At 67.6% G+C, this 11,324-nt stretch carries 9 protein-coding genes; 7 read left to right on the forward strand and 2 right to left on the reverse strand.

Annotation, left to right across the window (positions count from 1 at the left end):
• Positions 1-29 precede the first annotated feature (29 nt).
• From V3B25_RS04655 to V3B25_RS04680, 6 genes are all read left to right on the forward strand, one after another.
• On the forward strand, positions 30-908 hold the full coding sequence (locus V3B25_RS04655; RefSeq protein ID WP_329810197.1) for a plasmid replication/partition related protein: 879 nt from the start codon (positions 30-32) through the stop codon (positions 906-908).
• A gap of 118 nt (positions 909-1,026) precedes the next feature.
• A complete protein-coding gene (locus tag V3B25_RS04660) occupies positions 1,027-2,313 on the forward strand; it encodes a DUF445 family protein (RefSeq protein ID WP_329810198.1) in 1,287 nt (428 codons plus the stop codon).
• 291 nt (positions 2,314-2,604) lie between these two features.
• A complete protein-coding gene (locus tag V3B25_RS04665; RefSeq protein WP_329810199.1) occupies positions 2,605-4,830 on the forward strand; it encodes a TonB-dependent siderophore receptor in 2,226 nt (741 codons plus the stop codon).
• Positions 4,831-4,937: 107 nt separating this feature from the next.
• On the forward strand, positions 4,938-5,252 hold the full coding sequence (locus V3B25_RS04670; protein WP_049423314.1) for a DUF3649 domain-containing protein: 315 nt from the start codon (positions 4,938-4,940) through the stop codon (positions 5,250-5,252).
• On the forward strand, positions 5,249-6,886 hold the full coding sequence (locus V3B25_RS04675) for a PepSY-associated TM helix domain-containing protein (RefSeq protein WP_049423316.1): 1,638 nt from the start codon (positions 5,249-5,251) through the stop codon (positions 6,884-6,886). Before V3B25_RS04670 ends, V3B25_RS04675 begins: the two co-directional genes overlap by 4 nt.
• Positions 6,883-7,212, forward strand: a complete 330-nt coding sequence (locus V3B25_RS04680) for a DUF3325 domain-containing protein (protein ID WP_049399886.1) — start codon at positions 6,883-6,885, stop codon at positions 7,210-7,212. Before V3B25_RS04675 ends, V3B25_RS04680 begins: the two co-directional genes overlap by 4 nt.
• 155 nt (positions 7,213-7,367) lie before the next feature.
• Here the strand turns inward: V3B25_RS04680 and rlmKL are convergent, their stop codons facing one another.
• Positions 7,368-9,506 carry a bifunctional 23S rRNA (guanine(2069)-N(7))-methyltransferase RlmK/23S rRNA (guanine(2445)-N(2))-methyltransferase RlmL gene (rlmKL, locus tag V3B25_RS04685; RefSeq protein WP_329810200.1) on the reverse strand — a complete coding sequence of 713 codons (2,139 nt, stop codon included), beginning with the start codon at positions 9,504-9,506 and terminating at the stop codon, positions 7,368-7,370.
• A 144-nt stretch (positions 9,507-9,650) separates the two neighbouring features.
• Complete coding sequence (locus V3B25_RS04690; protein ID WP_049431244.1) at positions 9,651-10,178, reverse strand: alpha/beta hydrolase; 528 nt, start codon at positions 10,176-10,178, stop codon at positions 9,651-9,653.
• A 72-nt stretch (positions 10,179-10,250) separates the two neighbouring features.
• Here V3B25_RS04690 and V3B25_RS04695 point away from each other — a divergent pair, with 72 nt between their 5' ends.
• The gene (locus V3B25_RS04695; RefSeq protein WP_329810202.1) at positions 10,251-10,817 is read left to right on the forward strand and encodes an N-acetylmuramoyl-L-alanine amidase; all 567 of its coding nucleotides are present in this window, start codon (positions 10,251-10,253) and stop codon (positions 10,815-10,817) included.
• Positions 10,818-11,324: the final 507 nt, after the last annotated feature.

Here is an 11,324-nt window from a genome sequence, read left to right on the forward strand (position 1 = left end):
CGGTTCCGCTCCTGCTCGCTGCCGTGCCCATGGATATCGTCGTCAAAGAAGAACTCAAGGCCTACATCGACCCGCTGACCGCGGACGAACATGACGCGCTGGAGCGCAGCATCCTGGCTGAAGGCTGCCGCGATGCGCTGGTGCTGTGGGGCGATGTGCTGGTCGATGGCCACAACCGTTTCGGCATCTGCCAGAAGCATGGCCTGCCCTTCAATACCGTGCAGAACACCCGCTTCCAGAGCATGGAAGACGTGCACCTGTGGATGATCGAGCAGCACCTGGGCCGCCGCAGCGTGTCCGACTTCCAGCGCGGCGTGCTGGCGCTGCGCAAGCGCGACATCCTGGCCGCCCGCAAGCAGATCGAGCAGGCGCAGCTGCAACGCGAGAGCGACGGCACCGCCGAAGCCATCGAGGACGCGGGTGAGGACAGCCCGCCGTGGGAACCGGCACCGAAGATCAGCCGCGCCGAGCTGGCCCGCGAGGCCAAGCTGAGCACCAGCCAGGTCGGCATGATCGAACGCATCCACGCCCAGGCCGCGGCCGAGGTGGTGGAAGCGGTGAAGGCCGGCGTGATCTCGATCAGCGCTGCTGCTGCCGTGGCCGACCTGCCGGAAGACGAGCAGCGCGCCGCTGCCGCCGGTGGCAAGGATGAGCTGAAGCAGGCCGCCAAGCGCGTGCGCGAGTCCAAGCGCAAGCCGCGCGCACCGAAGCCGGAAGCAGCCGAGATGGGCTTCGAGGAAGCGGACGAAGAGCAGATCGCCAGCCGCGACGCCGAGGTGCTGTCGGCACTGGAGCAGCTGGGCGAGGATGCCCCGGCGCTGCGCCGCCGCGTGGTCGCGCTGACCCGCGAGAACGACACCCTGCGCGCGCAGCTGGCGGCGTTGCGCAAGCAGCTCGAAGCGCTCTGAACCAACGGGTAGTGCCGGCCGCGGGCCGGCAACCCCATGGACGTTCCGGGTGCGTTGCGGATGCCGGCCAGCGGCCGGCACTACCAGATGCTCATGCCGTGCCGGTTAGACTTCCGGCATGACGTCTGCCAACGATCCGCGCCGCGCACAGCTGCGGCGCCTGAAAGCCCTCGCGCTGGGACTGCTGCTGTTGATGCTGGCCGGTTTCGCGGTCAGCCACTGGCAGGGCGAGCGCGGCATCTGGGCCTGGGTCTCGGCCTTCTGCGAAGCAGCGGCCGTAGGCGCACTGGCCGACTGGTTCGCGGTCGTCGCGCTGTTCCGACGGCCGATGGGCCTGCCGATCCCGCATACGGCAATCATCCCACGCAGCAAGGAACGCATCGGCGACAGCCTGGCGCTGTTCGTGCGCGACCAGTTCCTGGAGCCGGGTGTGCTACTGGCCAAGCTGCAGGTGTTCGATCCGGCCAGCCGCCTCGGCAGTTGGCTGGCCGATCCGGCGCGCTCACGGATGCTGGCCGACATGGCCCGCGGCTGGGCCTTGCAGGCACTGGACTTCTTCGACGAAACCGCGGTGCGCCGGCAGCTGCACGCCTTCGTGGTGCAGCAGCTGCGGCAGTGGAATGCCGCCGCCACCGCCGGTGAGCTGCTGGCCCTGCTGACCGCCGATGGGCGCCACCAGCGCGTGCTGGACGAGGGCCTGCAGCGCTTGGGGCGCTGGCTGGAGCAGCCGGAAGTGAAGGAGCGCGCCTCGCAGCTGATCGTGCGTTACATCCAGCGCGAGTGGCCGACGCTGTCGAGCACGGTGAACTGGGTCAAGCCGATCGACGAGATCGGCGACAGCCTGGCCGAGCGACTGGCGCGGGCGGTGCTGGAAGAACTGCAGCAGGTGCTGGCCGAGCCGCAGCATCCGCTGCGCCAAGACTACGAGAGCTGGCTGCAGAACTACGTGCAGCGCCTGCGCGAGGACCCGGCCCTGGCCGAGCGCATCGAACAGCTCAAACAGGAAATGATCGACCACCCTGCCCTGCAGGAGTACGTGCAGGGGCTGTGGGCGCGCATCCATGCCAGCCTGCGTGCTGACCTGCAGCGTGAGGATTCAGCGCTGGTCGGCCACCTGCAGCGCAGCCTGGGTTCGCTCGGCGCCAGCCTGCAGGCCGACCCGGCCCTGCGCGACGCGCTCAACCAGCATCTGCTGGAGGGCGCCCAGCGCCTCACCGGCCGCCTGCGCGAAGGCGTGACCACGCATATCGCGCAGACCGTGAAGAGCTGGGACGAACGGCACCTGGTCGAGCAGCTGGAGCTGAGCGTGGGTCGCGACCTGCAGTTCATCCGCTTCAACGGCACCCTGGTGGGTGGCCTGATCGGCCTGCTGCTGCACGCCGCGACGGTGGTGTTCAGGTTCTAGGACCCCATCCGGCAGTCGATCCATGCCCTGCGTGGAGACGGAATTCGTCACGCTTGATTAACGAAATGCGAATGCCTATCATTTGCCGATCGGTTGTACGCTTAGCCAAGCGGGGCACGGAAGCACGCACCCACCCGCCCCTTCGCCCGTGTACATCCCCCGACTACCGGGTCGCCCGCACCAAGCGGGTGGCGCACCGTCGATGGGACTCGCTGGGCGACGTGCGCGAAGCGCATGGCTGCTGTGTCTGCGCATTCCATCGCCTGTTTCGTCCTGCATGGAATCGCACCGATGGCAATGCCGTTGAACCACCCTCATCCCACTCTGCTGGCCCTGGCCGTGACCGCACTGATGATCGCCCCGCTGGCCCACGCCGACGGCACTGCCGATCCTTCCGCGCGCACGCTGGATACGGTCCAGGTCACCGCTGACGGCGATATCGTCGACAGCTATACGGTCAAGCGTGCCAGCACGGCCACCAAGCTCGGCCTGTCGCTGCGCCAGACGCCGCAGTCGATGACCGTGGTCACCCGCCAGCGCCTGGATGACATGGGCCTGTTCTCGCTGTCCGATGTGATGGGCCAGGTCACCGGCGTGGCGGTATCGGTTACCGACAGTGAGCGCATCAACTACGTCTCGCGCGGCTACAACATCACCAATTTCCAGGTCGATGGGATGCTCAACACCTTCGGTGGGTACATCAAGACCAACACCGACAGCGTGATCTATGACCGCATCGAAGTGGTGCGCGGCGCAACCGGCCTGACCACCGGTGCCGGCGATCCCTCGGGCACCATCAACTTCGTGCGCAAGCGTCCTACCGACAGCTTCCAGATGAGCGCCAACCTGACCCTCGGGCGTTGGGGCAACCAGCGCCTGGAGGCCGACCTCGGTGGCCCGGTTGCACTCGACGGCCGCATCCGCGCGCGCGTGGTGGCGGCCAAACAGCAGAGCGACTCGTTCCGCGATGTCTACAAACTGGACAAGGACGTGTTCTACGGCATCGTCCAGGCCGACATTACCGACACGACCCTGCTCGAGGCCGGCTACGAGTACCAGTCGCCGCGCACCACTGGCGTGACCTGGGGCGTGGTGCCGTACTGGGGGTCCGATGGCCAGCCCGCCAACCTGCCGCGCTCGACCAACCTGTCCGCCCGCTGGAGCAGTTGGCCGATCATCGAAAAGAGCGCATTCGCACGCCTTGAGCAGCAGTTGGGCAACGGCTGGACCGCCAAGGCCGCCTATACCCGCTCCAAGCGCGAAACCGACGGTGCGGTGTGGTACGGGGCCTCCGGCTACCCGAATGCCGATGGCAGCGGCATCAGCGCCTTCGTCGGCAGCTTCGGCGAGAACGGCGATATGCAGGTGTTCGACTTCAATGTTGGCGGTCCGTTCCGGCTGTTCGGCCGGGAACACGAGCTGGTGCTCGGTTTCGGCCAATCCGTGCGCAAGGGTGACGTGCCTGCCACCGACACTGCTGCCTACCCGGACAGCTACACCCGTGTACCGGATTGGCACCGCTGGAACGGAGACGTCGCGCCGCTGCAGGTTACCCGCCTGGGCTATCTGGCTTCTGGAGACGAACTGCGCCAGCGCGCGGCCTATCTGGCGACGCGCCTGCAGCTGGCCGATCCGTTGACCGCGGTGCTTGGCGCGCGCTACGGCAGCTGGGAAACGCGTACCTGGAACTATACCCATGACGCCGCCGGTCGCCTGACCGATACGCGTCGCGGCGGCTACAAGCCGGACGACTCGCTCACTCCGTATGCTGGCTTCATCTACGACTTCAACCGCTACTTCAGCGGCTACGTCAGCTACACCGACATCTTCCAGCCGCAGAACTACCGTGACCGGGACAATAACTACCTCGAACCGGTGGTCGGTGACATGTGGGAGGCCGGCGTCAAGGCCGAGTTCTTCGACGGTCTGCTGAATGCTTCCGCGGCCGTGTTCAAGGGCCACAAGGACAACGTTGCCGAGCTCGATGACTCGGTGCCGGAAAACTCGCTGCCGGGTGGGGTCAGTGCCTACCGCTCCACCGGCAAGGGCAACAAGGTCAAGGGCTGGGAGATCGAAGCACAAGGCAGCCTTGGTGAGAACTGGAACCTGGCGGCCGGCTTCACCCACACCGTCAGCCGCAATGCGCAGGGCGTGCGCCAGAACACCGTCGTCCCGGTCGATCTGTTCCGCCTCAACGCCAGCTGGCGACCGGGCGGTGCTGAAGGCCGCTTCTGGCTGGGCGGTGGCGCCACCTGGCAGAGCGGTATCTGGAGCCTGAGCAACAAGCCGCGTGCGGACTTCCTGACCAGCGGCAAGCGCGACCGCGTGGCAATCGAACAGGGCGACATCTACCTGCTCAACCTGTCGGCGGGCTATCGCTTCAACGAGAACTTCACCGCGCAGGTAAACGTGAACAACCTGCTGGACAAGAAGTATTACAACCGCGTCGGTTTCTATGACGGCGTGTTCTGGGGCGAACCGCGCAATGTGACGATGACACTGCGCTGGAAGCTCTGACCCTCGATGGATGGCACCGGTTCTGCGACCGGTGCCCGGCCACGGATGGCCAACCCCGGCGCGCTGCGGTGCGCCGGTTCCTTTTCACTGAAACCTGCAGGAACGCCGTGGACCGCTCGCCCGCAACCGCCAGCCCCCGCACCTTCTTCTCCAACCCGCGCTGGGGCGTGCTGTCACGCTCGCTGGCGGCGATCTTCGGCGGCTACGCGCTGGCTTCTGTGACCAGCGTGTTCTGCGCGGTGGCGCTGCCCGGCGCACGTGGCCAGACCGTGCTGACCGGCATGCTGCTGGCCATTCTGGTGGCCGCCTGCGCGGCGCTGTGGGCGTTCGCCACGCGCAGTGCGCTGCGTGCGTGGGTCGGCATCCTCGCCCCCACCCTGCTGATGGCAGCTATCGCGCGCATGCTGGGGGCCTGGGCATGAAGAATGGATTCCGCCAGTCGATGGCCTGGCTGCACACCTGGACCGGCCTGCTGGTCGGCTGGCTGCTGCTGCTGATTTTCATGGCCGGCACGGCCAGCTACTACCGCGAGGAAATCAGCCGCTGGATGCGCCCGGAACTGCCCTCCAGCAACGTCAGCATCGATGTGGCCGCGCAGCGTGCCGTGGACTACCTGCAGGCCAACGCTGCGCAGGCCGAGAACTGGTTCGTCACCCTGCCACAACCGCGCAACCCGGCCATGCAGATGTTCTGGCGGCTGCCGCCGGAGCTGGCCGATCCCAGTCGTGGCCGTCGAGGGGGCTTTGGCGATGCCACACTGGACCCGAACACCGGGCAGGCGCTGAAGGCCCGCGAGACCCGCGGCGGTGATTTCTTCTACCGCCTGCATTTCGACCTGCACTACATCCCGGTGCTGTGGGCGCGCTATCTGGTCGGCTTCTGCGCGATGTTCATGCTGGTGGCAATCATCACCGGCGTCATCACCCACAAGAAAATCTTCAAGGACTTCTTCACTTTCCGCAAGGACAAGGGCCTGCGTTCCTGGCTCGATTTCCACAACGTCAGCGCGGTGATGGCCCTGCCCTACCACGCGATGATCACCTACACCGGCATCGTCACCCTGATGATCATGTACCTGCCGTGGGGCGTGAAGGTGGCTTACCCTCAGGACGAGGACAAGTTCTTCAGCGAAGCTTTCGGCGGCATGCCGGAGGTGACCGCACCTGCCGAAGGCCGCGCCACCCCGCTGCCGATCGCGCAGCTGCTGGACAGCGCGCGTGCACACTGGCACGGCGTGGAAGTGGCCGGCTTCACCGTGTCCAACCCGGGCGCGGCCAATGCAGTGATCGACATCCGCCAGCGTGACGGCAAGCGCCTGTCCACCGACACCCCGGCCGTGCGCTACGACATGGTCAACGGCACGCTGCTGGAAGAAACACCGCCTTCCGGTGGCGCCACCGCCACCCGCGGCGTGCTGTACGGCCTGCATCTGGCGCGCTTCGCCGACTGGGGCCTGCGTGCACTGTTCTTCCTGTCCGGACTGGTCGGCTGCCTGATGGTGGCCAGCGGCGTGGTGCTGTGGGCGGTGAAGGAACGGCCCAAGCACGCCAAGAGTGGCCGCACAGGCTTCGGCCTGCGCCTGGTCGATGCGTTGAACATCGGTACCGTGGCCGGCCTGCCGATCGCCTTTGCAGCGTACTTCTGGGGCAACCGCCTGCTGCCGCTGGACATCGCCGAGCGCTCCAGTGCCGAGGCCAACACCTTCTTCTATGCCTGGGGTGCGGCATTGCTGGCCGCCTTCATCTGGCCGAAGCGGATGATGTGGGCCTGGCAGCTGTACCTCGGTGCGGCTGCGTTCGCGCTGGTGCCGGTGGTCAATGCACTGACCACGCATGCGCACCTGGGCAACACCCTGCACAATGGCGACTGGGTGCTGGCTGGCTTTGATCTGTCGATGATCGCGTTCGGCGCGATGCTGGCGCTGTGCGGCTGGCGCATGCAGCGCTGGACACCACCGCTGAGCGCGGCCGAGAAGAAGAAGCGTGCAGCGGCGGCGGCGGCGCCCAAGGCCCCGGTGGACGCTGCAGAAACCGCCGAAGCGGAGGCCAGCGCATGATGCTGCTGGCGTTGACCCTGTCGTTCTCTGCGTTCACCGCGCTGTCGCTGGCGATGGAGAAGCACCAGCACGACCTGCACGGCAAGGCTGCAGCCACCCCGGCACGGCGCACGCAGTGGCGGGTGCTGGGTTGGGTGCTGCTGACGGTAGCGTTCGCATTGTGCGTGGTCGACCACGGCTGGGCCATGGGCCCGGTGCTGTGGCTGGGCGTGATGACCGTGGGCGGCGTGGTGCTGTCGTTCGGGTTGTACCCGTACCGGCCGAAATGGATCGCGCCGCTGGCGATCGCACTGCCCGTGGCCGGGCTGCTGGTGGCGTTGCTGTAACCGCCATCCACGCATGGCGTGGATCTACTGAACAGCCCTCCACGCATGGCGTGGATGTACCGGCCAGATATGGGGAGTGCCGGCCGCTGGCCGGCATCCCATGAACCCTCTGCGGATCTGACAACGTTGCCGGCCAGCGGCCGGCACTACCGGACTTACCCCAACCGCTTCAGTTCCCACGCGCGGTGGATGCGCGCGTTGCGCTCGAAATCCGGGCCGATGGTGCGTGCGGTGATCTCGCGGCACTGGGCAAATTCGGCGATGGCGTTCTCTTCCAGCTTGAAGCGGCGGAAGTTGTTGGAGAAGTACAGCACGCCACCCGGCGCCAGCCGCGCCACCGCCGCGCGCAGCAGCTTCAACTGCTCGCGCTGCACGTCGAAGTCATCGGCGCGTGCGGAGTTGGAGAAGGTCGGCGGATCGCAGAAAATCACGTCGTACTGGCCACGGTCGCCTTCCAGCCAGGCCATCGCATCGGCCTGCACCAGCAGGTGCTGGTTGCCGCCCTGCCCGTTCAACGCCAGGTTGTCGTAGCACCACTGCAGGTAGGTCGCCGACAGATCGACGCTGGTGGTGCTGGCGGCACCGGCCACCGCCGCCTGCACGCTGGCCACGCCGGTGTAGCAGAACAGGTTGAGGAAACGCTTGCCACGCGCCTGCTCGGCCATCATCCGGCGCAGCGGGCGGTGGTCGAGGAACAGGCCGGTGTCCAGGTAGTCGAACAGATTCACCTGCAGCAGCGCGTTGTTCTCGCGCACCACGATGAACTCGTCACGCTGCTCGAAACGGCCGTACTTGCTGCCGCCCTTGCCGCGCTCGCGCGACTTCATCGAGACCTGCTCCGGCGGCACGCCGAACACTTCACGTGCAGCGGCCAGCAGTTCGTTGCGGCGACGGCGCACGTCGTTCTCCGGAATCGCCGCCGGTGCCGCGTACTCCTGCACATGCAGGAAGGTACGGCGCTTGCCACCGTCTTCCTCGTAGACATCGATGGCCGCCGCGTACTCCGGCAGATCGGCATCGTAGGCACGGAAGCAGGTGATGTCCTCGCGGGCACGCCAGCTCTTGAACTTCTTCAGGTTCTTGCGCAGGCGGTTGGCCACCATCTGCGCGCCTTCGCTCAGTTCGCGCGGCTGTGCCGGATCACGCCCCGGCACGGCGATCGGATCGCAGACGATCAGCGCGCATTCCAGCGCGCCGTTGAACATCTGGTACTTCTTGCCCGCGCGCAGGCCGGTGGCGAAGGCCAGCTCGTCGTTGCCGCACAGCAGGCTGGCACGCCACTGCGGCACGGCCTTCTGCAGGGCGTTGCCCAGCGCGCGGTACAGCGCCGGGTCGGCGGCCAGGCGCTCGTCGTACGGTGGGTTGCAGACCACCGCACCGATCTCCTGCTCCGGCGCGGCCAGGTCGGCCACATCGGCGCGGGTGAAGCGGATCGCGTGGGCGACACCGGCCACCTCGGCATTCTCGCGTGCCGCCTGGATCGCGGTCGGGTCGATGTCGCTGCCGTGGATGACCGGCTTCAGCGCGGCCAGGCCAGCCGCTTCGCGGTCACGCGCCTCGCTCTGGATGCTCTTCCAGGCGGCCTTGTCGAAGCCCAGCCAGCGGCTCGGCGGCAGGCTGCCGTGGCGCATCAGGCCGGGCGCGACGTCGGCGGCCATCAGCGCGCCTTCGATCAGCAGCGTGCCGCTGCCGCACATCGGGTCCAGCAGGCCGCCACCGGCGGCGTGCAGCCGCGGCCACTGCGCGCGCAGCAGCAGCGCGGCGGCCAGATTTTCCTTCAGCGGTGCCTCGTGAGCGGCGCCGCGCCAGCCACGGCGATGCAACGGGCCGCCGCCGAGGTCGATCGACAGCGAGGCACGGCCTTTGCGCAGTGACAGGTTGACGCGCACATCCGGCAGGTCGGTGTTGACCGACGGGCGCTCCAGGCCTTCATCACGCATGCGGTCGACGATGGCGTCCTTGATCCGCTGCGCGGCAAAGCGGGCATGGGTGATCTTGTCGCCCGACACGTGCGCGTCCACCGCCAGGGTCATCTCCGGCTTGAGGTGCTCGTGCCACGGCAGCGCACGCACGCCGTCATACAGGGCCTGCTCGTCCGGGCAGTCGAACTCGTCGATCGGCCACAGCACGCGGCTGGCCAAGCGCGACCACATCACGATCCGCAGCGCCTGCTCCAGTTCGCCCTCGGCGTTGACGCCGGCAATGGTGGCAGTGGCCTTGCCAAGGCCCAGGGCCGACAGTTCATCGGCAAGCAGGTATTCCAGGCCCTTGGCGCAGGAGACAAAAAATTTCACGGGATCGGTTCACAGGTGGTCAGGCACGGCAGGAAGCCGGGCCATTCAAGAAGGAGGGCCGTGGACACGGCCGGCAGGCCCGCGCCGGGGGCGGCGGGGCTGCCATTGTAGTCAATGCGGGCGGGCGCGCCGTGCGCCCGGGCTTCACAGCTGGCGCAGCAGGCGCTCGAAGGCCTGTGCCGAGGCCTCAACGTGGCGTTCCAAGCGGTGGCCATCATCGACCAGCAGCAGCTGTGCCGAACGCGCCTGGGCCCAGGCGATCACTCCAGCGGCCGGCACCACATCGTCATGCCAGGCCTGGACCACGGTGGTCGGCACGGCGGCGGCGTCCAGCGCCGGCATCGGGCCCATGGTGGTCGGCGGCACCATCAGGAACAGGCCGGCCACCGGCACCTGCAGCGAGGCGATGGCAGAGATGTAGGCACCCAGGCTGGAGCCGGCCAGCACCACCGGGCCCTGCTGGGCAGCGATGGCGGTGCGTTCGACCAGGCGGCGCAGGCGGGTCGGCACATCGCCCACCCGGCTGACCTCGCTCATCGCGTCCAGGTCGGTGTAGTCCGGGCGCTCATGGGTCCAGCCCAGTCGCTGCGCCACGTCGGCCAGCGCGGTGACCTTGGTCGCTTCCGGGCCACTCTCGAAACCGTGGGACAGGATGCAGTGGCCGCGGCTCATGCGCGCGCTCCATGGGAGCGGGCCGATGAGGAAAGGGAAGGCAGGTTCATGCCGCAATGCTAGCATCGCCGGATGCCCAACCCGCTCCTGCCCGGCCTGCAGCTGCAGCCGCTGCCCTACCAAGACCGTCTGCCACTGCGCGACCCGGCCACGCTGGAGATGGTGGTGATCCACTGCACCGAGCTGCCCGATCTGGCGATGGCCCGTGAGTACGGCGAGCGCGTGCTGTATGACAGCGGCGCCGGCAACAGCGGCCACTTCTACATCGACCGCGATGGCAGCGTGGTGCAGTACGTGGCGCCGGAACGCGTGGCCCACCACGTACGCGGCATGAACGCACACACGCTGGGCATCGAGCTGGTCAACACCGGCCGCTACCCGCACTGGTTCGACAGCCGCCAGCAGGCGATGGACGAGCCGTACACCGAGGCACAGCTGCAGGCGCTGGAGCAGCTGTTGCTGGCGCTGGTAGCGCGCTACCCGTCGCTGCGGCGGATTGCCGGGCACGACGAGCTGGATCTGGAGCAGGTGCCGGCCAGCGATGACCCGGCGCTGATGGTGGCACGCAAGCGTGATCCGGGGCCGTTGTTCCCGTGGGCGCGGGTGCTGGCGAAGGTGCCGTTGCAGGGGTTGGGGTGAGGGTTTGCAGGGCTGCGCCCTGCACCCGCAGAAGCCTAAGCCAGAGCAACAGCAGAAGCTGACTTCCTGAGGGGAGGCGGGGTGGGTCCAGTTGCGGGGGGGCTGCAAGTCCCCCTCCGGGGCCCGGCCCAGCCGCTGGCGGCTGGGCGTTCGGGCGCTTGCGAAGCAGTGCTTCGCAAGCAGAGCGCCCTCACCCATGTAAGCTTGGCCGCGGCTTGCTCGTGTGCGCTGTCCTGCGCACACGGCAAGACCGGGGTTGGGCGTCCTGCCCAACCCGCCCGAGGCATACCTCGGGCCCATGCGGCTCACGCCCCCGCAACCGGACCCACCCCGCCTTCGACAGATTCCGGCTGCTGTTGGTGGGTGTCGACCTTGGTCGACACGGGGTCGGATCCCGTTGCTACGCAACGGGCTCTGACCCCGATTTACGCTCGATGGGGTCAGAGCCGTTTTCCGTTGGAAAACGGCTCAGAGCCCGCGGTGCTCCGGCGCCGGTGGCGGCCGGGC

Source organism: Stenotrophomonas sp. SMYL8 (genome assembly GCF_036320065.1).
In the GTDB taxonomy this organism is placed as follows: domain Bacteria; phylum Pseudomonadota; class Gammaproteobacteria; order Xanthomonadales; family Xanthomonadaceae; genus Stenotrophomonas; species Stenotrophomonas maltophilia_A.

Excerpts from the sequence above, each read along its gene's own strand:
- V3B25_RS04655 (WP_329810197.1), top strand. The coding sequence starts at position 30 with ATGGATATCGTCGTCAAAGAAGAACTCAAGGCCTACATCGACCCGCTG.
- V3B25_RS04660 (WP_329810198.1), top strand. The coding sequence starts at position 1,027 with ATGACGTCTGCCAACGATCCGCGCCGCGCACAGCTGCGGCGCCTGAAA.
- V3B25_RS04665 (WP_329810199.1), top strand. The coding sequence starts at position 2,605 with ATGGCAATGCCGTTGAACCACCCTCATCCCACTCTGCTGGCCCTGGCC.
- V3B25_RS04675 (WP_049423316.1), top strand. The coding sequence starts at position 5,249 with ATGAAGAATGGATTCCGCCAGTCGATGGCCTGGCTGCACACCTGGACC.
- V3B25_RS04680 (WP_049399886.1), top strand. The coding sequence starts at position 6,883 with ATGATGCTGCTGGCGTTGACCCTGTCGTTCTCTGCGTTCACCGCGCTG.
- V3B25_RS04690 (WP_049431244.1), bottom strand. The coding sequence starts at position 10,178 with ATGAGCCGCGGCCACTGCATCCTGTCCCACGGTTTCGAGAGTGGCCCG.
- V3B25_RS04695 (WP_329810202.1), top strand. The coding sequence starts at position 10,251 with ATGCCCAACCCGCTCCTGCCCGGCCTGCAGCTGCAGCCGCTGCCCTAC.